Raw genomic sequence first — 25,341 nt, forward strand, 5'->3', positions numbered from 1 at the left:
GGGTAGGGCTTGCCAGGGGTGGGAATGGGCTTGGGCCGGGCCTGGGGAGAGGGGACAAAGCTGCTGCCGCTCTCCCAGGGCCGGGAATGCTCCTGATAGCTGCGCCCGCTCTGCGCCAACAGCTCGGGGGGAATCTCCCCGGCGAAGCGGGAGGGGCGGTTGGCGCTGGTGCGGCCGTACAGCATACGCATGCTGGCACAGGTGAGGTACAGCTGCTCCTTGGCCCGAGTCAGGGCCACATAGCACAGCCGCCGCTCCTCTTCCATCTCCTCCTCGTCGCCGATGCAGCGCATACCGGGGAAGATGCCCTCTTCCATGCCCACCACAAATACCACGGGGAACTCCAGGCCCTTGGCCGAGTGCATGGTCATCATCACCACGGCGTCCTCGTTGGGGTCGTGGTTGTCCAAATCGGTATACAGGGCGATCTCGTCCAAGAAGCCCGCCAAGGTGGGGGACTCGCTGTTTTCCATATACCCCTTGATGGAGGTCAGAAGCTCTCGAATGTTCTCCAGACGGGTGCGGTTTTCCACATCCTGCTTGACCTGGAGCATGGCGGCGTACCCGGTGCGCTCCATCACCAGCTCGTAGAAGGCGGCCAGGTCCATGGTGGAGCTCAGGGCCTGCAAGTCCCGGATGATGGCGGTGAAGGCCCCCAGCTTGGCCCCGGCCTTTTGCAGCTCGGGGTACTGCTCGGGCTGGCTCACCACCTGCCACAGGGACAGCCCCTCCTGGGCGGCGATGGCCCGGGCCCGCTCCACGGTGGTGGCACCGATGCCCCGGGCGGGGACGTTGATGATGCGGCCCAGGCGCAGATCGTCCTGGGGATTGGCCACCACGCACAGGTAGGCCAGCATGTCCTTCACTTCCGCCCGGTCAAAGAAGCGGGTGCCCCCGATGACCCGGTAGGGGATGCCGGTGCGCTTGAAGGCCAATTCCAGCTGATAGGACTGGGCGTTCATGCGGTAGAGCACCGCATGGTCCCGCCACTTCATGCCCTGGCGGTAGTGCTCCAAAATGGTGTTGGCCACATACTGGGCCTCGTCGCTCTCGTTCATGGCGGTGTACAGGTGGACCTTGTCTCCCTCTGCCCCCGCTGTCCACAGCTCCTTGCCCTTGCGGCCCTGGTTGCGGCGGATGACGTGGTTGGCCGCCGACAGGATGGTCTTGGTGGAGCGGTAGTTCTGCTCCAGGCGGATGCACTGGGCGCCCTTGTACTGCTTCTCAAAGGAGAGAATGTTCTCAATGGTGGCGCCCCGGAAGCGGTAGATGGACTGGTCGTCGTCGCCCACCACACAGATGTTTTTGTGGCCCCCGGCCAGCAGGGAGGCCAGGAGATACTGCATGTGGTTGGTGTCCTGGTACTCGTCAATGAGCACATAGCGGAACTTGTTTTGGTAGTAGGCCAGCACGTCCTCCTCCTGCTGCAACAGGCGTACGGTGTGGAAGATAATGTCGTCGAAGTCCAGGGCTCCGGCCTCCCACAGCCGCTTTTGGTAGAGGGTGTACAGGCGGGAGATCTGCTCTAAGCGGAAATCTCCACTTTTATAGGCCTCTTTGTGGAAGTCTTCCGCCAACTGCATCTGGTCCTTGGCCTTGGAGATGGTGCCCAGCACCGAGCGGGGCGGGAAGAGCTTCTCGTCCATGCCAAGCTCCTTGAGGCAGTCCTTCACCACCCGGATGGAGTCGTCGGTGTCGTAGATGGTGAAGGAGGAGGGGAAGCCCAGCCGCTCAATGTCCCGGCGCAGGATGCGCACACAGGCGGAGTGGAAGGTGGAGGCCCAGATGTCCAGGGCCTGGGGGCCCAGCACCCGTTCCAGGCGGTCTTTCAGCTCTCCGGCGGCCTTGTTGGTAAAGGTGATGGCCAGGATGGTCCAGGGGGGCGCGGGGTCCAGCTCACACAGCCGGGCGGCGTACTCCCGCCCCTCCTCGGTGGGGTGGTCCACATAGTGGCGCAAAAAGTTCAAATCCTCTTCGGTGGCCCAGTCCGGCACCTCGGTGGAGTCGGAGCCCCGGCCATAGCGGATGAGGTTGGCCACCCGGTGGATGAGCACCGTGGTCTTGCCCGAGCCAGCCCCCGCCAGCAGCAGCAGCGGGCCCTGGGTGGTGAGCACGGCCTGGAGCTGCTCCGGGTTCAGGTTGGGGTAGTCCAGGGCGATGGCCGCCCGGCGCAGAGAGGCAAATTCAGAACACTGTTTTTGATTGAGCATCTATATCAAATCCTTGCTGTAAAGTCCAGTTGCAAGCCATTATATCAGATTCCCACACCCAGGGCAACCGGGGGAGCGGTTGACTTGCAGGGGCGCACCCGTTAAAATGGGGAAAGACAGAGAAGGGAGGTGGCGGACATGCGCAAGCTGACCTGGTTTGCAGGGGGCTTTGCGGTTATGTGTCTGCTGATGATGGGGAACGTCCCGGTTTTGTGGCTGGTTGTCCCCGCCCTCCCGATTCTCGTGCTCTGGCACCGGACCCAGCCCAAGGACAAACAGGACTGGCTGGAGATGACCACAAACAGACGGCGGCGCTATGTGCTCTGGCAGATGTGCCGCCGGGGAACGGCTGTGGTATTGGGCTGCGGGGCCGGACTGTGCTGGTTTTGTGTGTACTATTTTCTGGTGTGTGTGCCTGCCATGGCGTGTGAGGGGACGCAGACCATCTCGGGCACGGTGATCGCCCAGCCCCAGGCCACCGACACCGGAAGCTATTCCTTCACCCTGCGCCTGGACTCTGGGGTGGACTTGCTTCTCTATGCGCCTGAGAGCTGGAAGTCGGTACAATTGGGCGACCATGTCCAGGCAGAGGGACAGGTGGAGTATACCTCATTTACCTATGGGGAGGAAGTGACCTATTACACAGCCAAAGGGGTGTTCCTCCTGGGGACCTGTGAACAGGCGCCCACGGTGGAGCGCCCCGCTGTTCTGCCCATTTCCTGCTGGCCCGCCTGGGCGGCCCAGCGGCTGAAAGAGGGCATCCAGGTGGCCTTTGACCAGGCCACTGCCCCTCTGGCCCTTGCGGTGTCTCTGGGCGACAAGAGCTTCTTGGACGACGGGCTGTACACGGACATGAATCGGTCGGGTGTGACCCACGCCGCGGTGGTGTCCGGGCTCCACGTCTCCTTTCTGGTGGGTGTGCTGATGGTGCTTTGCCGCAACCGCCGCCGCTGCGCCGTGGCCCTCATCCCGGTGCTGGTGTTTTATGCGGTGATGGCCGGGGGGACTCCCTCCGCCTTTCGGGCGGTGTGGATGCAGGGAGCCGCGCTGGTGGTGCCTGTGGTGGGACGGGAGCAGGATGCGCCCTCCGCCATGGCCCTGTCTCTGCTGGTGCTCATGGTGCAAAACCCCTTTTCCGTGGCGCAGGTGGGGTTACAGCTGTCCTTCCTGTCCGTGTCGGGGATTTTATTGCTCACCCCTAGAATCTACCGGGGCCTCACCAAGTATCTGGAGGAGCGTATCCTGCGTGGATGGAGGAAGGTGGCGGGGAGAGCGTGGCAGTGGGTCAGCGCCTCGGTGTCTGCCTCCCTGGGCGCTATGGTGCTGACGGTGCCGCTGGTGGGGGTGGTCTTCGGCCAGGTGTCCCTGGTGGCGCCGGTGGCCAACATCCTGACCCTCTGGGCCATGTCGATTTTGATGATGTGCGCTCTGGTCCTGGGCCTTCTGGGGCTGTGGCTGCCCGGTGTGGCGGCACTGTTGGGACAGGGCGCGGGACTATTGGGCCACTACACCGTGTGGATGGTACACAAGTTGGGCACATTCCCCTATGCGGTGCTGGATATGAAAAACATCTACCACGTGATCTGGCTGGTGGGAGCTTATGCGGTATTTGGGCTGCTGCTGTGGGGCGGTGTGGCTCTGACTCAGGTGCTTTGGACCGGAGCGGGGTTACTGATACTGCTGGCTCTGCCCGTGGGGCTGTCCGCCTTTACCGTGGCCCGGTCTGATCTGGTGGTGGGGGCGGTGGATATGGGCCAGGGTGCCTCCACCGTCTTGATGCATGGGGACCACACCGTGGTGGTGGACTGCGGAGGGAGTGAGAGCACTTCAGCGGGGGACCTGTCCGCCGACTATCTGGCCTCGGTGGGGCGCACCGAGGTGGACGTACTCCTGCTCACCCACTTGGACAAGGACCACTTCAACGGCGTGGAGCGCCTGCTGGACCGGGTGGAGGTGGGGGAGGTATACGTCCCCGTGTCTGCCAAAGACCAGAAGGAGGCCCAGCAGCTGGAGAGTTGGTTGGAAGAGCGGTCCATCCCCTGCCAGTGGGTGGAGGACGAGGTGGACTTGACCCTGGGCGAGATGGAGCTGCGGGTCATCCCGCCCCTGGGCAGCGGCACCACCAACGAGGAAGGGCTGTCGGTGCTGTGCACGGTGGATGACTTTGACGTGCTCATTACCGGAGATGCAGACAGCTATGTAGAGCACATGATTGTGAAATACTTTGTCATCCCCAACATTGAGCTGTTGATGGTGGGCCACCACGGTTCGGCGGACTCCACCAGCATGGAGCTCTTGGGATGGGCCCGGCCGGAGCTGGGCATCATCTCGGTGGGAGAGGGCAACTCCTATGGACACCCGGACCAGGAGACCTTGGAGCGGCTGCACCGCTCTGGGGTGGAGGTCCACCGCACCGACCAGGAGGGGACGGTGACGGTGGTGGTCCAGGGGGAGAACGTGGGAATTTGGTAAATAAGAGGAGGAAGCGGTATGCCGCCCAAACAGCAAACGGACAACACCGCCATGCGGGAACTGAAAAAGGCGCTGCGCCAGGGAGGGCTGAAAAACCTCTATGTCTTCTACGGCGACGAGACTTTTTTGCGGGAATATTATCTGGGAGAGCTGAAAAAGGCCATTTTGCCCCAGGGCATGGAGGACTTCAACCTCCACACCGCCCAGGGCAAGGAGTGCTCGGTGGACTGGATTGCCCAGGCGGTGGACTGCCTGCCCATGATGAGTGAGCGCACCTTGGTGCTGGTCACCGACTTCGACCTCATGGGCCAGGGGGAGAAGGGGCGGCAGCAGCTGCTGGAGCTGTTTGAGGACCTGCCCGACTACTGCTGTCTGGTGTTTGTCTACGACCTGTTGAATTTCAAGGTGGACGGGCGGAGCAAGCTGGGCACCTATCTGAAAAAGTCGGAGGCACTGGTGAACTTCCAGCGCCAGTCCACCGGGGACCTCACCGACTGGATTGTGCGCAAGTGCAAGGCCATGGGCCACCGGGTGGACTCTGCCGACGCCCAGTACCTCATTTTCCTGTGCGGGGACAGCATGACCAACCTGTCCACCGAGCTGGAGAAAATTTGTGCCTACGCCTCGGGGGAGCGGGTGACCAGAGAGGACATGGACGCCGTGGCCATCCCCCAGGTGGATGCGGTGGTGTTCCAGATGACGGATGCCCTGGCCCGCCGGGACTTTGACAAGGCCGCCGCGGTGCTGGCCGATCTGCTCCACAGCCAGGAGGCCACCATCATGATCTTGTCGGTGATGGGCAAGTATTTCCGCCAACTCTATACCGCCCGGCTCTATCTGGACGCGGGAAAGAGCCGCAGCGACTTTATGCAGCTGTGGGGGATGAAGCACTCCTTCCAGGGGGACAAGCTCATGGATGCGGCCCGGAAGTTCTCCCTGGTGTGGTGCCGTCACGCGGTGCGCCGCTGTGCGGAGGCAGACCTCCAGATGAAAATCAACTACGGGGCAGAGGGGGAGATTCTCACCCAGCTGCTCATGGAATTGTCCGCAGGACGGAAGGTGATTGAATGCTGAAAATCAAAGAGGCCATCATTGTGGAGGGCCGTTACGATAAAAACAGCCTGTCCCAGGTGGTGGACGGGCTCATTCTGGAGACGTCTGGGTTTGGGGTGTTCAAGGACGGGGAGAAGCTGGAGCTCATTCGCCGTCTGGCCCAGCGCCAGGGCATCATTGTCCTCACCGACTCCGACGGGGCGGGATTTGTCATCCGCAACTACTTAAAAGGGGCCATTCCCAAAAACCAGGTGAAACACGCCTACATTCCCGACGTGTACGGCAAGGAGCGGCGCAAGCGCAAGGCCGGAAAAGAGGGCAAGCTGGGGGTGGAGGGCATGAACCCCGAGGTATTGCGCCAGGCCCTTTTGCGGGCGGGGGCCACGGTATTGGATGGGGATGGGCCCGCCCCGGCCCGGGGCGATCTGACCCCGGCGGACCTGTTTGCCCTGGGGCTCACCGGGCGGCCGGACTCGGCGGCACGCCGGGAGAAGCTGCTCCACCGCCTGGGGCTGCCCCAGCACATGAACAGCAAGGCCTTGCTGGCCATGCTCAACGCCCTGCACACCCCGGACGAGGTGGCGCAGATGGTGGAGGAACTGGAACAATCCAAGGAATAACCAAAAGGTGAGTGGACGAATGGTCCACTCCCCAAAACGTTGTGAGGGAAAGTTTAAACCTGAGGAATCTCAGGGGTGACTGGGGGCATCTGGTCGCAGCCGGTGCAGATGTCGTTGTCGGAAACCTCGTTGCAGCTGACATAGGTGTCGCCCACGGTGGCCACAGCGCCGAACTCCACAGGCACCGCCACACAGATGTCCTGGGTGATGGTGAACACACAGGAGCCGTTCTTCATGCCGTTGCACACCTCACGGCCTGGGGTTACCACGGGGGTGCCGCAGCATTTGGTGGCAGTCAGCCCCGTCTGGGCGAAGGGGGTGACGGTGACGGGCACGCAGATGGAAGCGGACTGATAGCCCACGGCGGGGCAGGTTTGGGTCTCACCCAGCACCTCAGGATTTACGGTAGGAAGCATTGGAATCTCTCCTTTCTGGCCATCGCCGTTTTCAGGCTATGCCGGAGCGGGGAGAAGGGTGACAGATGGTGTTGTATTTTCCATGGGGTCTGGTACAATGAGAGAGAAATAGAAAGGGGAAATGGTACGACTATTATTTGATGCTGTATGGTGTGAACGTATGAAAGAAGGGCGAGACCATGGTTGAGATGCTGAAGAATATGCGGGCATATTTGATTTATAACGGTTTTATTTTCCTGTTTCTGTTGGTGGGCTATGTTCTCATGCCCGGGCGTTTTGTGGGGCAAGATTGCGATTGGATTTGGCTGTGGCTGGTGGTGGCCTATTGGGTGAGTATGTTTGAAGTGTTCCTGGCCGGGCCGGCATTTGCGCTGTTCGATCAGATGTACCAGTTCACGGTAAAGGAGATCTTCTGGTCTGCCCTGATTATTTTAGTATCCACCTTCCTTTCCCTGAGTGTCATGGATCTTTTGTTCAGTGGCTGGGAAGGAATCTTAATGGAGCTTCTCTTTGCGCTAGGTGTTTCATTGTGGATTTCTGGTACCTATACCGTGGTTTATTTTATTTTGAGGTCCATTTGTAAAAAGACGAGGATGGGGTAGTGGGCAGAGAGAGCTACCAAAAACGGGAGCGCCCCGAATGCAGCTGCATTCGGGGCGCTCCCGTTTTTGGTCATGAGGTTTTTGTTGTTAGAGCTTATGGTTTATATAGCTGATAAAATCCTTCTCAATCAGCTCATAGTCGATGGAGGATTGCAGCTGGCCCAGTTGATCTCTCCAGGCATCCACGTTGGTTCTCACCTTGCGGAACCCAAGGGACTCGTAGACATGTTGTGCCCTGGTGTTCTTCAGATTGGTGTCGAGAATGACCTTAGAATAGCCGTTTTCAAAGAGCCAGCCAATGAGCATACTCAGAATTTTTCTGCCCACACCACGGTTTTGGCCATCGGTTTCGCAGATTTTAATGCCGATTTCGGCAACACCGTCACCCAGGTCACGATAATTGCACTCACCGATTAATCGGTGGTCTTCTTCAATGACCAAAGACCCCTTGCCAAGCCCCTTTATGACTTCGACCTCGGTGGTCCCCACGCCGTTGGGAAAGCCTGCGTGGGCCATGACGGCGCCGTCATTCCACCATGTAGCAAGCTGCTTTGCATCGGAGGCTTCGGCTTGACGGATGGTCAGGTTTTCGTATTGAATCTTTTCCATTCTCTTTCCTCCATGTAATTTCTGTGGATAAATGGAGTGTAACAGATTCATAAATAGCTCGCAAGTATTAGAAAGAGTACATATGTTAAAGCTCAGCACCATGGCGCTGATTCCTCTTGCGTGCCTTATTTTTGTATTTATCATATGGCTCAAATACGGCAGGGAAAAGAAGGTCATTGAGACCGTTGAATTTTATCCGCCCGAGGGCATGAACAGTGCAGACGTAGCGTATTGGTATAAAGGAAAGCTGCCGAAAAAAGATATAGTCGCCCTGCTCATTGAGCTGGCAAACGAGGGCTATATTGCCATTCATGACGGCGACGAGGCGGGGAGCGGTGCGTACCGCATCGAGCGTATAAAGCCGTATCCCCATGATCTTGACGAGGATAAAAAAAGGTTTTTTGAAGGTCTCTTTGAAAGCGGCAAAGACATGGTTACCGGGAGCGATCTCAGGAATAAATTCTATCGCACCCTGAATCAGATATCCTCTAATTACGGTTATTCCGGAGAAAAGGGCCGCATACATACCCTGAAGTCCACGCGGCTGCAGCTTCTCTGCTGGCTGCTTGTTATTGGCGGCTTCGCTCTTGATGTTGTGATACTTGCCAACGTCCTGGGTGGGAATGAGCGGTTCATTCCTTTCGTGATCGGCGTGCCGATTCTTGCCGGAGCGTTCTGGCTGGCGTGTTACGTCCCGGGCCGCACAGAGGAGAGCCATAAAAATTTAGAAAAGATAACCGGGTTCAAAAAGTTTTTGGAAACGGCGGAAAAAGACCGGCTGGAAATGCTTGTCCATGACAATCCAAAATATTTTTACAACATCCTGCCCTTTGCCTATGTGCTGGGTGTGTCTGATAAATGGGTGGACAAGTTTGAAGGCATTGCCATCGAACCGCCTGAGTGGTACAGCGGGCATGGTGCATTTACGACTGCTACCATGTGGCATGCCATGGATCGGACACTGAGCAGTGCGGCCAGCGCCATGTCTTCCGCTCCGAGACAGAGCTCGTCCGGCGGCGGATCCGGCGGTGGTGGCGGTGTTTCCGGCGGCGGATCCGGTGGAGGAGGCGGCGGAAGCTGGTAAAATCCATGCATTTGCATCTGCAAACTTGTTGCATAAAGGGGGAACGCATATGGAGCTGTGGGCAGCAGGGATTGCCCTGCTTATCATAGCGGCGGGTATCCTGGTACTGATCTTGTGTAGAGAGAAGATCCATAAGGGCTTGCGGATTGCTGTGGTCTGTGTACTTGGCGCGCTGTTTGTAGCGGTGCTGGGATATATTGCCCTTACCTTCTTGTTTCTGAACTCATTGGATTCTCCTCCCTTGGATGTGTCTACGGCTTCCGGGAAGGTGTTATCAGAGAAACAGGCCATCATTGGGGAACACAAAACACCGGTGCCTGTACCGTTAGACTACGAAGTTTTAAAACACATAAATGAACTGTGCCCCTAATAGTAAGCGCAGCTTCAAGACGATTTCACATAAAAAATCAATTTGCCCGCATGAAGATGGGTAAAAACAGTAACGCGGTCGGGCACATCAAACCCGACCGCGTTATTGTCTAATGAAAACCCCCGGCTATGCCGGGGGGGTCCTATTGGATTTGAATGACAACGTCCATGTAAAACGCGGTGTCGGTGTGGGAGACCACCAGGGTGCCGCCGTATTCCTTGGCGGCTGCGGCAATGGAGGACAGGCCGATGCCCTTGCCGGAATGTTTGGTGGACAGGTATTCTCCGTTGTGCTTGACCACCACGCCGTTGAAGCTGTTGCTGGAGACAATATACAGATCGTGGGAGTTTTTCATATCAATGGTCAGGTTGAAATAGCGCATATGGGGCGGCACAGTGGAGCACCCGGAGACGGCATTTTCCAGGATATTGCCCAGCAGACCGCATAGCATTGGTTCCGGTATGCGCTGGAGGGCGGGAATGTGAATGTTCCAATTGGTCTGAATTTGTTCTTCTGCGGCAATGTCCCGGTAGTAATTCAAAAGGGCGTTGACCCCGCTGAGGTTGCAGTACTTTAAGGGGGAAGATGGAGGGATGGATTGCTCATATTCATGGAGATAGCGTGTGATCCCATCCATATCTCCGGCGTGAGCCATCTGGGAGAGGGCATGGATGGAGTGGCGAAAATCATGGCGGATCTGACGGGTCCGATCCACATATTCCTGCAGAGACTGATATTGCTTGAGCTGAAGTTGAAGAAAGTGTGTATGCTCCTCTTGGCGGTGCTGTTCGGCCAGAACATAGGAAATTCGGTAGAGAATGGCATAGATAAAAAAGAGTATTAACAGGAAAAGAGTTTCCATGCCAACATAAATTTGGAACATCCTGCCAGTGTGCAGGGTCTGGTAGGAAAGTGGGATGGTAAACACATTGGAAGCGGTGAACAGGACGGGAAAGATGAGAAAGGTATTCCAGACCGCGGTAGAATGAATGGTACGAATGGCGTAGGCAAAGTGCTTCCACAAAAATGGCGTGGCGGCTGCGGCAATGGCGAAGGACAGGGCCAACTGGAACAGCGTCGCGGAAAAGGAAAAGCCCAAGTAGTTGGAGGTGGGGTGCAGCCATGCGTCAAAGGCATAGGCAAAGCTGCTGGGAAAGGACATCAGAGCACAGGCGTTGAGAAACATGGCCGCGGACTGGGAAAGATTGGTGCGCAGCGTTCGGTGATAGAGAAGGAAGAACAGCACCACCGAGATGCCAAGGGGGACATTGATGTGGATGATATGGGAAAACGTCATCTGGAACAAGCCGATCAGGGGAAAGTAAATCAATGCCGCAAGGGCGCACAGCAGAAAGGTTTTTCTGGGGGAATATTTCAGCGAATCGTGCATGGGACAGTAGCAGATCCAGGCGGCGGGGATGATGATGGAAAACTCCAGCATGGCCCGAACATAGGGGGCAGCATCCACGAAAGTCACCTCTTTTCCAATCAAAATTCATCTGGAATGCCGTTGTTGGCTGCGGATCTTTTCAAAGTTGTATGCTCTCAACTGGTCCACAATCTTTTGGCTCTGTCGGACCTTGACCGGAAAGGCCGACTGGTCCTGAAGGACGCATTGATCCTTGCTCATCTCGGCGACGTAGTCGGCGTTGACCAGCACCCCTTTGTTGACGCAGAGAAACCGGGGATCATTTCCCACCAGGGTCTGAAATGCGGAGACGGTCATGCGGCAGCGGAGGGTAGTGCCACCTTTCAATTTGACCTCCAGGTAATGGGCATCGGTGACCACAGAGAGTATGTCATCGAGAAAGACAGAGTGGGTCTGTCTGCCGCTGGTCAGATTGACAAAGGGAGGGGCATCGTCCATCAGGTGCACATCCGCCAACACCTGAAAAAAGCGGTCCTTGTCCAGGGGCTTGGTCAGGTATTCAAAGGCGTGGAAGGAAAATGCCTCCGGCATAAAATCCGAGCTGGAGGTTAAAAAGACCAGCTTCACCCAGCGGTCGGTGCGGCGAATCTGCGAAGCAACGGCAATTCCGTCCATCTCGCCCATGTAGATGTCCATAAAAATCAGGTCATAGCTGCCATGGGTGAAGTGTTGGAGGAACTCCTCACCGGAGGAGAAAAAGTCGGTTTCCATGTGCACACAGTGCCGGGCGCCGAACTCCTGACAGAGCGCCTGCACAGACCGCTGAAACCCGCGGTCGTCATCCACCAACGCAATGCGCATCCACGCCGTCTCCTCTCTCCCAAAGTCAGGGGGTGCCAGAGGCGCTTCGATGCCCCCTTTCGACCATCATAGCATAGAATGGACACAGATTCCAGCCAGTGGAAATTCTTTCTTGCCAGAAACAATACGTTGTTGCCAATTACCTTGCTGACATGGGAACGTCAAGCTAGAATGAAACCAACTATATCCAGCGATGATACTGTTGATGGATGCCGGGAAAGGAGATCAGGAAAGAAACGGATCAAGTGGATGTCGAGGGCAAGACAAGGAGGAACGTATGAGAACAATGGGAGAAAAGAAGGTGCCATGGGGCAAGAAGGGCAGGCGCGTGGTCAGTGCGGTGTTGGCCGCGGGTATGCTTCTGGAGATGTCCGGGCTCTGGAGCCTGGAGGGGGTTGGCTTTAAGGCCAGTGCGGCGGAGAACTATCTGGAGATGCCGGAGCGCACCCCGGTGAATGTGATGAACAAGCAAACCGCCGCTGTGGTGGAGAATACGCTGTCCCAGCCAGACGGAAGCGTGGCGTACTACAACTTTGTGGACTTTTCCGGCTATACCCTGACCAAGAATATGTCCAAGGTGAGCAGCAGCTCAGGGGTGTACATGAGAACGGTCCGTGGCGACGATCACTTGTATTACATGGAGTTCTGGACAAAAGCCGGGTATGGGTCCTGGAATGTCACTTATGACTGGAAGGACTTCCCTGATGAGTCCTTCCCGGAGGCCTATTCCTGGGAGGACATCTATGTGAACATGGGCACTGGCGCTGTGGCCAGTACAGAGAAGGACAACATTCAGGTGGGGCACTCCGTGAACGACCTGGTGGGAGAGATGAGTGACCGGCCCAGTTCGCCCTGTTCCAGCACCTGGACCCCCATGCCCGACCACACCAACCCCCGGATGACCATTGTGGGTACAGGGGAAGATGCCTCTTCCCATTCGGCGTGGTATGTTCTGGCCGACATGGTCTCGCCGGGCCAGGTGACTGAGTCCGACCCGGACCCCTGGGAGATCCTGGTGACGGAAGACGCCCAAGCGTACGACGGGAAGCCGGTAATCTGGCTTTGTGAGCAGGAGATGATGCGGCCGGCAAACCAGAGCACCACCAAAGAGGACCTGGCCGACTTGAAGCTGGAGGTGGGGGTTGTTCCCGCAGACGACCCCGCGGCCCAGGTGATCTATCTTCAGGCGGAGTGCGTCGCCCTGGAAAATGGGCTGGAGGGCGCCAGCCACAAGGGCGGAGCCCTGGGCTTCCAAATCGTTGACACCAGCGCACTGGAGGGAGAGGAGTATCAGATCGTCTCACTGGAGAATCGTACGGATACCTCCCAACTCAATTACAGCCTGTATCTCTACCAGAACTTTATCACCAGCGCCCAGGACAGCTACTATGAGGTCAACACCCCTGTCACCGATTTGGCGGGCAACCCGGTAATGCTGATGGCAGACGGCAAAAAGAACGTCCGCGCCAAGGCGCTGTTTCTGGACAATGACCCGGTCAATGTGGACAAGGTGCTGCTCTCCGGCACCAACGTGGATGCCAGCATGACCACGCTCCCCGGCCAGTGGCCGGAGGACCTGGACCGCACCAAGCTCTTTTCCACCACCGGGGATCAGGTGCAGCTGCGAGTGCAGCTCAGCGAGCGCATTGCGCCGCTGACCCAGGAGGAGATGGAGGACGTTACCCTCACCTGGAATCTGTCCAGAAATGACGGGGGGGATCTGGTACCGGTGACCGTCCCCCTGGTGGACGTGGAGGATGGATATGCCAACGGCGTCAACGCAGAGCCGGTATCCATCCTGGTGTTCCAGTCTGTGACGGTGGAGCAGGACTTCACGCCGCAGGGAGTTCAGATCCAGGCGGTGAGCCTGTCCACCGGCGGACACCTGCGGGACATCAGCGGCAACTACATGGAAACCCAGGACCAGAACGTGGTGGACGTCAGCGACAACCCGCCCACGGTGCAAAATTTCCTGGATACTGCCGCCCCTTCGGTGACCATCCAACAGGCGGAGACGGTGGCTGCGGACGAGTTTCTCATTGCCGTCGAGGTCAAGGACTCGGTGGAGAACGGCCTGAGTGCAGGCATGGCCGGTGGAAAGGTGGCATTGACTTCCAGCAAGGGAAGCTCAAACGTTCCCTATCAGTACACCTTTGATATGTCTCCCGAGACCCCGGAGAACTACTCCGGCACCGGCACCATAGGCAGCAGCGGGAATCTGATTTGGAACGATGTGTTCATGCAGCAGGACGGCACATACTACCTGCATTTGAAACTGACCGACACCCAAGGCGTGGAGTTGGATGACCAGGCCCCCTTCCAAATTCACCTCTACGCCCAGGATCTGCTGGGCAATGGTGGAGAGGTGGCCTTGAGTACCCAGGGACAGAATATCTCCGTGGACCATGCGGCGCCCACCGTGAGCATCTCCAATGTCAAAACGGTGTCCGGCCAGGACCAGAACCAAAACAATACTGCCACCCTCACGGCCACCGTGTACGCCCAGGATCTCAATGGGGTGGAGCTGGTCAAATACCAATGGGTGGAAGCAGACGCGCAAGCCCAGGACAGCAACTGGATTATGGTGGACAGCTGGGATGAGACCGGCGGCCTGCTGACGGTGGAGACCACGGTCTCCGGCGTCACTGCTGTCTCCAAGAAGCTGGTGGTGCAGGCCTACGATGTCCATGGAAACATGGCCCAGGTGGAGCAGTCTGTCACTGCGGATTTGACCAAAACCATTGTCAACTATTCTGTGTCTGACAACCTGGATGCTCCCATCGCCGACCCGGGACTGGTGATTGACCGGCCCGGCTGGACTGGTGAGACCGCCCAGGGCGGGGATCTCTATGTCCGTGCCATAATGACCATGGACAACCAGACCTATGTGGGCATTGTGACCAATCCCGACGGGGAGACCTTGTTCGGTTCCGCGTCCAACGCTGTGGAGTGGTATCGGGTGTCCATCGCTGAGGGTGTGTATTTGACGGTGGAGTCCGGTACCCCGGACTGGAGCTACTATGGCCCGGTGACGGTGCGCCTGAATGCCAGCGCCCAGTCCATGACACCCGTGGCATCCCAGGCTGTGGACGATGAAACGGATGTCACGCGCTCGGAAGATGTGGAGCTGCAGGTGTGTTATGCGCCGGAAAGAGACGACGTCTACGACATCGATGGTCAAATTCAAGTGCAGGACAGCTCCGGCAAAGGGGTGGAAGAGACCAACACATTCACCTATGACTATTACAAATTCGACCAGTCCATGACAGGCGCCCGAATCGGGATCACGCTGCGCAATCAGCTGTATGACGACTGGGGTGTACAGGACGTGGATCTGGAAAACTCCTATGCGCTGTTCGTCCGCACCGATCAAGACGGACAGCTGGTCCAGGCTGCGGATGGGGCACCCGCTCCGGAGAGCGTCATTTCGGAGAAAATCCCCTTCAGCGCCGGACAGCAGCAGTGGTTCTCGGTACCGGCACAGGATCTGGATGGCAACAAGTTGACCACCGGCGCGTACACGCTGTGGCTCCATGTGGCGCAAAAGGGGGGCGGGGTGCAGGAGATCTACCTGCCCAGTGCCTTGCCCTCCGGCCGGGAAGGGTATCTGCTGCTGGATGCCGGCGAAATACCCGGTCAGTTTGGTGTGACATCCTACGACGGGTATCTCCCCGTCGCCTTCTCCTACGACAATGGCAGCGGCCTGGCCTGGAGCAAGACGGCCGAGGAGGGCCAGACTCTCCAGGTGTTGAACGTGGGCATTTCCAAGCCCAGTGGGGCGGAGGCTGTGACCCCCCAGGATGGGCAGGATGTGGCAGAGGCCAGAAAGGTGACCCCGGTTACCGTCAACGGCTACATCGTGGGCTACGAGGAGACCATGAACAGCCTGCACAATGATGCGGGACTGCTGAAGCTGACGCTGGCCTCCCAGTCTACGGAAGAAGACGGATATGGCCAATGGCTGGGAACGGATCTGGGGCTCGTGTCCGGCATGAAAATCTGGAATGCCGGCGCCACCGGCGACCCCAACGACCTGGACTTCCAGGATGTCAGCTGTGCAAATGGCGTATCCCGGTTGCTTGCGTTTAGCAACCTGGACTGGTACGACCGGAATGGGGGTGAGTGCGACATTGTGGATGACATCTCCCAGTACTCGGTTCAGGATGCGGGCAACGATAACCTGAAGTATGCCGTGGGGGAAAACACCATCTACTATCAACTGAAGATGGAAAACGGAAAACTCTCCCCCATCTATCAGATGCAGATCAACCTCACCACCCAGAGCCCGGAGCTGGAGCTGAACTACTCCTTTGGCCCCACCGGTCAGACAGAGTCCGGAAAGGCATACACCGAATATGTGGACGTGACCGTGGCCAATGCCTTCTCTCCCAGCGGAGATGTAAAGGTGTACTATGGATACCGGGAGGAAAAAACCGTCTGGATCTACCAGGAAGTCACCGATTGGAAGGAACCGCTGCGCTTCCAGGCCAACCAAAACGGGGAGTGGGGGTCCATGGGTGCCCGGATTGATGCCCCCATCGACTCAGACCTGAATACCACGCAGTGCCTGGTGATCTATGACGGCGCGGGCAACGCCAAGGTATTCTATCCCAGCTTCCATGTGGAGCGCAGCGATACCCAGTACTACGGCATAGCTGACGTAACCCCAGGGGTGTCTGCCTCTGCCTCCGCCGACGGCGAGAACTCCTACCGGATCAGACTCTCCGCAGAAGAGACAGATGCCTGGGAGCAGGTGCTGGACGCCGTGGACAGCCTCACCATTCAGGTGGATCAGCGCAGTGCCGTCGATGTGAAAGCGATGGACCAGAATGAAAGCCAGCGCAATGAGGGGGGCATCAAATCCTTTTCCACCACTGCGACAGCCGACGGGGGAGCAGGTCTGACCATTTACGGGGACTTCCCCTACGATCCGTCGGTGGAAGAGGGGGCTATGGTGGAACACACCATTGTTGTCTCTGCCAGCTACAAGGCCAGCGGAGCTGCCGAAGAGGCTCTGTATGAGACCTTCCAGGTCTCTGCCTCCAACACCAAACCGGTTTTGAGGGAAGACGCAGAGAGGACGGAAAACTATCTGCAGGGCTATATCCAGGACAACCGAATGTTCCGGGTCACCGAGCTCATAGACCCCCACGGCAGCCGCATTGCCGTGGACGTGGGATACGGCACATTCTGTTCCCTCCCCATCTATGAAAATGGCACGTACACCATCACTTTCGACGACATTTTTGGAAATGAGTATCAGCAGGAGGTGGAGATCACCGCCCTGCCCGAGGATCCCAAAATCAGCTTTTCCACCCTGGACTACACCCAGGATCCGGTGACCATGACGGTGTCCAGTGAACACAATCAGGTGGAAATTATCAATCCGGATCCGTCCTGGCAGGTTGCCACGGACGAAAACGGGACGGTACAGGTGACCGTGTCGGAGAATTCCTATATCGAGGTGTGGATAAGCTCCAAGGAGACAACCTATGTGCGCGGGTTCCAGGTCAGCAACATTTACAAAGAGGAGATCGAACCTATGGTCCGGTGGGACAGCTACACCAGTGTGGACCTGGAGAATCAAGTGATTTACGGGGATGTGACTGCCTACCTGGTGGATCAAAACGGCAGCACCCTCGTGGACCCCCAGACAGGCACCTGTCCCAAGTATGTCTTTACCGCCGGCGGGGAGACCAGCTATACCTTCCGCGGTTACGTCAACCAGTACGGGGTTCAGGGGCCGGACTATACGGTGACCCTGGACTATGAGATCAAACCCTACCCGACCCAGGAGGCGGACACCGTGGCGCCCGATGTGGGCATCACCGGATACCGGGTATACAAGGATACACCGGCTGAGGCGGGGGTTGCCTTCTGGTACCTCCATGAAGAGCGGCCCCAGGATGGCGCCACCCTGCCGGATTATCGGGAAAAATACGGCGCGGAAAACGTGTACACCGACATGGATGCCTTCGTCAGAAGCATGGGCTGGGCGGAGAGTTATCGCTGGAACGTGGACATTGTGGATGAGAGCGCTGTGCGGCTGTTTATCAAGTCGGACCTGTACGGGGAGGCGCCCACCTACGAGACCGGAACCAGTGATGAGATCCCGGGGGTGAAGCTCCAGGGCCGCAGCCTGGAGATCACCGGCAATGCGCAGTTTGTGCTCTACGCCGTGGATGAGGCGGATCATGTGACAGCGGTATCGGTGAATATTACGGCCATCGGGGATCAGGTGGATCCTGAGTACGCCCAAGTGGCGGTGGATGACGGTGCCAGTGTGCGCATCTATCTGATGCCCCCCAACATGGAAGGGGTCACCGAGCTGAAAATCACCAATGACGCCGACAACGACGGGGTGCCGGATGCCGTGTTGGATCAGGATCTCAACTCCTCTTTCTATGGATATTCCTACCTGACGGTGTGGGAGAACGGCCCGGTGAATGTGTTCTACTCCTATGAGTACCGGGGTGAGTTGGTGACAGGCCAGATGGAGATGGAAGTCACCGGCGTGGACACCACACCGCCCCAGGTGGTGGATCAGGTCAAATGGTCGGCAAACCATGCTCTGTCCGCCACCAACCAGGAGGTCAGCGCCCAGATCCAGTTCAGCAGAGGGCTGCAGGATGTCTATCCCATTGACAGTCAGGGACAGCAGATCCCAGTGCCCCAAGGGGTGACCATCTCCTTCCTGGAAAACCAGGTGACGGTCACGTACGACAACAACGCACCGGCCTTGACCCTGCGTGCGGTGGCCGCCGGGCGGGATGATCTGCTGGGCGCTGTAAACCTGGATGAGGTGGACAACATGGATACCACACTGCCCAACATCACCTATCAGGTGGACTATGGCGACAACCACCGCCAGGCGCAGATCAGCTTCACAGCGGATGAGCCTGTGGTGTTGATTCAAAGCGGAACACGTGGGGAGTCCATATCCGTAGACGTGAGTACAAATGGTGTCAAAGAGTATACCTTTACAGACCTTGCGGGGAACGCAGTGACGGTCTCTGTGGCCATTGACGGGCTGGTGGAGGAGGAACTGACCTTGCAGGTGTCCACCACCGCCAGTGACAGCGGCATCATAGCCCCTGCCACCTATCAGGCACAGGTGGGAGACCAGCTGTACGTGAAGGTCAATCGCGCCGCCACCATGACGGTGAGCGGCGGAAGCCCGGTGCCCATTTCCGCCAACGTGTGGACGCAGGTGCAGATTGCAGAGGATCTGGCCGGGCTCTATCCCTCCATCCGTGTGGTGGATGATTACGGAAACGCGGCCGTGGCACAGCTGCTGAAGGTGCCTGTGCCGGATCGGACGGCGCCGGTAGTCCTGCTTCACCGGAAGAACCTGACCGTGGCTGCGGGCACCAGCAGAGAGGGAATTGACGCATTGCTGCGGGACAACATTACCGCCTTTGATCTGGGCACCCCGGAGGGGATGGAATTTGAGTTTGTGTACGACCCGGCGGTCAGCGGCACCCAGACGGTGATCTACACCGTGCGGGACGGCGCGGGAAACGAGCGGGTGCTGGAGGGCAAGCTCACCGTGCGCGCCGGAGGAGAACCCACCATCACGGTGGACGGTCAGATTGCGGTATGGGATGACATTTTGGTGGTGGATGCGGGTACAAAACAGCTGCAAGTCACCTTGAACGGCAACCGCTACAAGCTGGACTGGAAAGCTGGCAACAAGACGGTGGGCCAGATGAAAACCGGCAGCACCAGCCTCACCGGCGGTTATGTCTCCGACCAGGAGAGGACCGTGGAGGTGGAGATGACCACACCCGGCTACTACACCTTTGTGTTGACCACCCAGCTGCATGAGACCTACCGGTTTGTGGTGTACGTGAAATGAGGGGGCGAGGAGGAACTATGAAAACATTGTGGAAACGAGCACTGTCCGGGGCGCTTGCGGTGGCGGTCATGGCCACCGCCGCGCCCGGCGTGCTGGCATATGCCGCCGAGGCTCAAACGAGAGAGAATGCAGACAATCTGGAATTGAGTGACGGGTACCTCTCTGTCTCCATGTCCACGGAAAACGGCGGTTTTTTGGTCAACACAGAGGAGGGCGACAAGCTCAATAAGTCCGACAACAACAAGAATTTGCTCTACCCCGCGGCCGACTATGATACCTCCTACACCTCAGTGCGGGTCACCAGAACGGACGGGTCCACCGAGGACTATGTGTTTGGCCGGGATTACGGCTTCTTTGGCCTGGACAGCAGTGACGTGGAGGTCAGCAAGGAGGGCAACACGCTGAAGGCCCAGTGGAGCGTGAAGGACCTGACCATGGTGCAGACGCTCTCCCTCCTCGACCAGAACTCTGCCCAGCATGGCATGGTGTCCATCAGCTACCAGGTCTCCACAGACCGGGATGACGTGGAGAATGTGAAACTCCGATTGATGCTGGACACCGCCCTGGGCTACCAGGACTGGGCCACCTATGAGCTGCCTGGAGTGAATGGCATTTACCAGCACATCACCTCAGAACAGGTGCTGGACAACCGGGACGGCCAGGCCTACTCGGGCGCCATGTTTGCGGTGGACGACGCCAACGCGCCCAGCATGACCGCCTATACGGTCAATGCCTCGTTGGACGGTCAAACCGTGGAGCCCTACCAGCTGGCCTTTGGCCACTGGAACAACCTGGCTGAGACTTCCTTTGACTTTACACCGGATCTGGGGCTGGACTTTACCAACCCCTACAATGAGACCTATCTGACCGCAGACAGTGCCTACGCCCTGTACTACGACTTGGGCCAGATCACGCCCGATGACTCGGCGGTGATGAGCACCTACTACGGGGTCTATTCCAACGTGACGGTGGGGGAGGAGGAGCGGGCCGCCATCAACTTCCCGGAGCTGCCCGCCTCCATGACCTTCAACGAGGAACAGGACGCCTATCTCTCCCAGGTGGAAGGCGGCGCTGAGGGGGATGTGCATTTGCAGGTGTCTGTGAGCAACATCTCCGATGACGCAGTCAGCCAGATGGCTGTGGTGACCCGGGTGCGCAATGGGGTACAGCCCTACGAGGATTACTATGAGGGGCTGCTCTATGAAGGCGGCGCACGGGAGGACTTTTATCAGGTGGTCCGGGATTTTCAGCCGGGAGAAGAGGCACAGGTGGAATTTTACTACAATGTGTCCCCCCTCCCGGTGAGCGAGTACCGGAAATTTGAGATCCTCTGTTATGACATCAGCGATACCGGTGAGCTTCTGGAGCAGAACCTGCTGGCCAGTCGGGAGTTCTATGTGCTGTGCCCCGGGGTTCTGGGGGAGATCCTCACCTTTCACAGTCTCAATCCTCAGATCATCTATACCGACGGCACCCGGCATCTGTTTCTCTCCGGCCAGAACTTCCAGCTGCTGCAAAACACATCTGCCTACACGGTGTACTTAAAATCTCTGTCCGGCGGCACCGACCTGGTGCTGGACAGCAGTAAGGTATTCCTGGATATGGACAAAAACAGCCTGGACCTGGTGGTGGATCAGCACCTGGATCCCGGCGGCTACCAGGTGGTATTCAACTGGGCAGAGGCAGGGAAGGAACCCACCACCTCGTCGGCCCTGCAGTTCTCCGTCACAGAGGAGCCGGAGTACATCTCAGACGTGTACGGTGTCGTCACCATTGAAAAGGATGGTGAGGACGGCTATGCCCTCAGGCTGTATGACGATGAAACAAGCTACGACCGCAGCCTGACGGACATGGAAAAGCAAAACCAGGTTTTGCTGGAGTTCCGGGGTGATTTTACCGCCCAGTACGATGAGGACGGAAATCTGGTGAGTGCCAGTGCGGTGTCTGTGGAGGCCGCAGATGGGACCGTGAGCAGCACCATCAACATCAGCAACTGTCTGGATGTGGAGGCGGGCAGCCTCACCATCCGGGTGGAGAATCCAGGCACCGAGGAGCAGGTCATCAACACCGACATCGACGGCAAGGTGTATACCACCAACAGCCGCACCAAGGTGTGGAACGGCGTGTGTGCCATCACCAGCCTGGAAAATGGCGAAGAGTACCCCTTGCTGCAATACGACTACATGGGCAACCCCACCTCGGATGTGGAGAACAGCGTGGCCAACACCAACGCCATTACGCTGGTGTGGCCGGGCGCAGCCAGTACAGCACAGACCCTGGCGGGCATTCTGTTTGAGTTCCGTTACTGCCAGTTTGGCCTCATGGCGCTGGAGACTGGGACCGTGACCGACCAGACGCCCAAGAAGCGGGTGGTGGCATTCGGAGCTGAGATGTCCCCCGACTTCCTGCTGCCCAGCAACTTTGACTGGGGCAACCGGCAGACTTCCACGCTGGAGGCGGTGCAGCTGAATCTGGCCAAGAGCAACTATACGGCAGACCAGCTGCGGGATGTGCAGGCCCGGTATGCCGCCGACCAGCAGGCCTGGGAGGAGGCGGAGACCGGAAGCCTGTCCCTGTACGTCCACGACATTCTCTTTGGCGGCGGGTTTGTGGGCTTCAACGCCTCGGTGGAGGTGGCGCTGCCCTCCTATGCCGATGGACTGCCCGGGGTCGAGGGCACCTTGAACCTACGGGTCATGCCCGACCGGGACCTGTGGGAGGTGGGCGTGTACGGCTCTGCGGACTTTGCCATCCTCAATATGGAGGCAGAGCTGGTCATCACGGCGTACAACAACATTCCGCTGCCCAATAAGATCTATTTCTATGTGGGCGGGTTTACCCCCGGCATCAACGTGGACGGCATGGGGATTTTCTGGATCCAGGGTGCCGGCGGCGGCGTGGAGGGCCTGGCCGACACGGTGTTTCTCTCCTCCCGTGTGCCGCCGCTGAAGCTCATTTTCTCCGGACAGTTTGCCCTGTTTGCGGTGTTGCAGGCCCGGGCGGATTTGACCATGGGGATGAGAGAGTTCTCGCTGGGGATGCGGGATCTGAACATTGCCGGGATCACCTTGCTGGAAAGCGCCTCTCTGACCACCCAGTGGTACCCGGAATTGAGGCTCAATGCCGGCATTGAGCTGAACATCCTGGACATCATCGAAGGAAGTGGTTCCATCGTCCTGGAGGAGGACAAACGGGAAAACCGCCTTTTCTGGGAGGGCTTTGCCACAGCGGGAGTGACCACCCCGAAAATCCCCCTCATCGGCGAGATCCATATTGGTGATGTGGATTTGGGCCTGAATGCCTCCAAGATCTGGGGCGCGCTCCATGTGCTGATGCTGGATATGGGTGTGACCTACTACTGGGGCGGCGACGTGGACTTTGCCTTTGGAAAGTACAACACCCCCGAGGCCACGGTGCCTGCGGCCCTGTCCGGGATCCCGGTCTACACGGATGCCGGAACCGGCCGGGTGCTGTATATGAGCGTGGGCACCAATGCCCGGTTGGAGGCGGCCACCGACCGGCGGACCTTTGATCTGGCCGGTACAGCCACCCGCACCAACGGGGAGAGTTCCATTGACCGCAGCGCCGACGGCATGACCCATGTCATCCAGCTGGGCAGCTATTCCGGCGCCTCTGGAAAGGCACTGACCCTGTCCTTCCAGGCGGACAGCTTGGAGCAGGCACAGCGCATTGCCATGGGGGACAGCCGCTATGGCACCCCGGGCATCACCCTCGCTGACCCGGACGACCCGGGCCAGACTTACAGCCTGCGGTGGCTGGACACCACCCAGGATGCAGAGGAGCAGAGTGACGCCAATGCGCTGCTGTCCTATGACCAGGAGAGCGGTGAGGCCAACGTGACCATCTCCTTCACCCAGGCTGAGGACTACCACGCCTGGCGGTTGACCCTGGGAGCTTCGGCCCAGTCCGCCCTGTACGACATCGCCTACCTGCCCGGCTTGGATTCTGCCAGCGTTCAGTGGAACGACCAGACCCAGGAGCTGACCGTGACCTGGCAGGGCAGCGAGCTCAACGACGTGGAAAATGTGGCCGTGTACGCAGTGAGCCAGACGGAGGAGGGAGAGTCCACTACCACCCTGCTGTATGAGACGGATGATACCGGCATCATCTCCGGCGGGGTGGCTGGGGCCACCCAGGGCAGTGCCACCTTTGCCGTGCCCACGGATCTGCCCAGCGGCAGTTACACCATCCAGGTGGTGGGCTCCAGTGAGACCCGCTCGGTCAACGACGTGGTGAAGGTGGAGGAACCGCTGGCCTATACCAACCCCAACCAGCCCCAGGCGCCTGTCATTGACAGCGTGAAGCTGGGCGGCGATTACAGCATCGATGTGGCCGTGGAGAAGCAGGGCGCATATGACGGCTATGTGGCCACCATCTATGAGCAGACGGACACCGGATTGGTGGCCACCGATCTGGCCCAGCAGTGGGTGGAGACCTCTGGGGAGGCCCCAGAGGAGACCCTCACCCTGGGCGGGCGGTATACCACCTCCGCCTATGTGGACGGAGATGGAAATGCTGTGCTTCCCTCTGAGGCAGAGGGCCGTGACGATGTGACCAGCGTGGAGCAGACGGTGGGTGTGGAGGCCGGAAAGGTCTACAAGATCGGTCTGGCTGGATATACCACCGGCCCAAACGGTGAGATCTTCCTGTCACAGGAGACGTTGAGCAGTGCCATCACCATGCAGGCCCCCCAAAAGGCCACGGTGACGGTGCAGGCGGAGGGCAGTTTCAGCGTTGACGGTACCGATACCATCAACGGGGTGAATGCCACCATCCAGATCACCTCGGATATGCCGGTGTCCGGCACCTGGACCTTGGACGGCGACGTGGCTTCCGGCCAATGGCAGGCGGGCACAGACCAGAATTTCCTGGATCAGGCTATAGATTTCTTTGCCAATTTGTTTGGCGGGGAGCGGGAGCAGATCGGCACGATCTATCTGTCCGGACGGGCGGAGACGGATGTGCTGCCGGACGACGGCGGCCTGACGGAGGGCACCCACATTCTGTCCCTGGTGGGCGAGAATGAGCAGGGGGATGCCGTATCGGTCAAGTATATGTTCCGGGTGGACACCACCGCCCCCAGACTGCAGCTGATCTCCCCGGCGGACGGAGACTACTTCTCCGACACTGTGACGGTGGAGGGGCTGTCCGAGCCGGGCGCCGTGGTCACCGTTCTGGTGGACGGTCAGGCGGCTCAGACCGTCACCATTCCGGAGGATGGTACTCTCAGCGTGGAAATTCCCGTAGACAACACCGTGCTGGAGCATGAACTTACCATTTATGCGGAGGATGCGGTGGGCAACGTGGGACGCAAGATGTCCATTCCGCTGCTCAACGACATAGCGGCGGCGCCGGATGTGGCGCTGGGCATTCTCTTCAACGGACAGGATTACACCCAGCAGAACATCCCGGCCGGCACCAACGGTGTGGTACAGCTGTGCCTGGTGTCCGGGTCTCGCCGGGTGCCTGTGCCTGCGGACTCTGTGATGGGCCGCCAGGCCGAATGGCAGACCACCGTTGTGAAGGGTACCGCCAGCCTGGACAATGGCCTGTCCCTGTTGACCAGCCTGGATGTCAATGGGATGCTGACGGTTTCCCTGGATCAGATGCAGGCGGCGGCGGTGTTGGGCGGCAACGCCAATGACATCGACTACCAGACCTGCAACGTCACCGTGACCGCCAATGAGGGCGGCACCGTGTCTCCCGCTGGCACCACCGCTGTCACCGAGGGCGAGTCCTTCACCCTCACCATCACCCCCGACGCCTACTATCATGTGGAGTCCGTGGTGGTCAACG

13 protein-coding genes are annotated in these 25,341 nt (G+C 58.6%); 8 read left to right on the forward strand and 5 right to left on the reverse strand.

Going from position 1 to position 25,341, the window contains the following annotated elements:
* Positions 1 to 2,210, reverse strand: a 2,210-nt coding sequence (locus tag B5F12_RS09935; protein ID WP_143482373.1) for a UvrD-helicase domain-containing protein, incomplete at its 3' end; no start/stop codon positions are given.
* A gap of 138 nt (positions 2,211 to 2,348) precedes the next feature.
* On the opposite strand from B5F12_RS09935, the gene B5F12_RS09940 reads away from it, so the two are divergent.
* From B5F12_RS09940 to B5F12_RS09950, 3 genes are read left to right on the forward strand one after another with little or no spacing between them, the layout of a single operon-like run.
* Positions 2,349 to 4,682 (forward strand): DNA internalization-related competence protein ComEC/Rec2, encoded by a 2,334-nt coding sequence (locus tag B5F12_RS09940; protein WP_087233935.1) that lies wholly within the window; start codon positions 2,349 to 2,351, stop codon positions 4,680 to 4,682.
* 18 nt (positions 4,683 to 4,700) lie between these two features.
* A complete protein-coding gene (gene holA, locus B5F12_RS09945; RefSeq protein ID WP_087233937.1) occupies positions 4,701 to 5,756 on the forward strand; it encodes a DNA polymerase III subunit delta in 1,056 nt (351 codons plus the stop codon).
* Complete coding sequence (locus B5F12_RS09950) at positions 5,750 to 6,355, forward strand: DUF4093 domain-containing protein (RefSeq protein ID WP_087233939.1); 606 nt, start codon at positions 5,750 to 5,752, stop codon at positions 6,353 to 6,355. Before holA ends, B5F12_RS09950 begins: the two co-directional genes overlap by 7 nt.
* 53 nt (positions 6,356 to 6,408) lie before the next feature.
* On the opposite strand, the gene B5F12_RS09955 is transcribed toward B5F12_RS09950, so the two are convergent.
* The gene (locus tag B5F12_RS09955) at positions 6,409 to 6,771 is read right to left on the reverse strand and encodes a hypothetical protein (RefSeq protein ID WP_087233941.1); all 363 of its coding nucleotides are present in this window, start codon (positions 6,769 to 6,771) and stop codon (positions 6,409 to 6,411) included.
* Positions 6,772 to 6,950: 179 nt separating this feature from the next.
* Here B5F12_RS09955 and B5F12_RS09960 point away from each other — a divergent pair, with 179 nt between their 5' ends.
* Positions 6,951 to 7,373 carry a hypothetical protein gene (locus B5F12_RS09960; protein ID WP_087233943.1) on the forward strand — a complete coding sequence of 141 codons (423 nt, stop codon included), beginning with the start codon at positions 6,951 to 6,953 and terminating at the stop codon, positions 7,371 to 7,373.
* Between the two features lie 87 nt (positions 7,374 to 7,460).
* On the opposite strand, the gene B5F12_RS09965 is transcribed toward B5F12_RS09960, so the two are convergent.
* Positions 7,461 to 7,982, reverse strand: a complete 522-nt coding sequence (locus B5F12_RS09965) for a GNAT family protein (protein WP_087233945.1) — start codon at positions 7,980 to 7,982, stop codon at positions 7,461 to 7,463.
* An 82-nt stretch (positions 7,983 to 8,064) separates the two neighbouring features.
* On the opposite strand from B5F12_RS09965, the gene B5F12_RS09970 reads away from it, so the two are divergent.
* Both B5F12_RS09970 and B5F12_RS09975 read left to right on the forward strand, forming a co-directional pair.
* Positions 8,065 to 9,066 (forward strand): DUF2207 domain-containing protein, encoded by a 1,002-nt coding sequence (locus B5F12_RS09970; RefSeq protein ID WP_158096798.1) that lies wholly within the window; start codon positions 8,065 to 8,067, stop codon positions 9,064 to 9,066.
* 49 nt (positions 9,067 to 9,115) lie between these two features.
* Positions 9,116 to 9,436 (forward strand): hypothetical protein, encoded by a 321-nt coding sequence (locus B5F12_RS09975; protein ID WP_087233948.1) that lies wholly within the window; start codon positions 9,116 to 9,118, stop codon positions 9,434 to 9,436.
* A gap of 142 nt (positions 9,437 to 9,578) precedes the next feature.
* On the opposite strand, the gene B5F12_RS09980 is transcribed toward B5F12_RS09975, so the two are convergent.
* Together B5F12_RS09980 and B5F12_RS09985 are read right to left on the reverse strand one after the other, a co-directional pair.
* A complete protein-coding gene (locus B5F12_RS09980; RefSeq protein WP_087233950.1) occupies positions 9,579 to 10,904 on the reverse strand; it encodes an ATP-binding protein in 1,326 nt (441 codons plus the stop codon).
* Positions 10,905 to 10,931: 27 nt separating this feature from the next.
* Complete coding sequence (locus B5F12_RS09985) at positions 10,932 to 11,666, reverse strand: LytTR family DNA-binding domain-containing protein (protein ID WP_087233952.1); 735 nt, start codon at positions 11,664 to 11,666, stop codon at positions 10,932 to 10,934.
* Positions 11,667 to 11,943: 277 nt separating this feature from the next.
* Here B5F12_RS09985 and B5F12_RS09990 point away from each other — a divergent pair, with 277 nt between their 5' ends.
* Both B5F12_RS09990 and B5F12_RS09995 read left to right on the forward strand, forming a co-directional pair.
* A complete protein-coding gene (locus B5F12_RS09990) occupies positions 11,944 to 19,524 on the forward strand; it encodes a hypothetical protein (protein ID WP_143482374.1) in 7,581 nt (2,526 codons plus the stop codon).
* Between the two features lie 17 nt (positions 19,525 to 19,541).
* Positions 19,542 to 25,341, forward strand: a 5,800-nt coding sequence (locus tag B5F12_RS09995) for an Ig-like domain-containing protein (RefSeq protein WP_143482375.1), incomplete at its 3' end; no start/stop codon positions are given.

The organism is Pseudoflavonifractor sp. An176, from assembly GCF_002160435.1.
In the GTDB taxonomy this organism is placed as follows: Bacteria; Bacillota; Clostridia; order Oscillospirales; family Oscillospiraceae; genus Enterenecus; species Enterenecus faecium.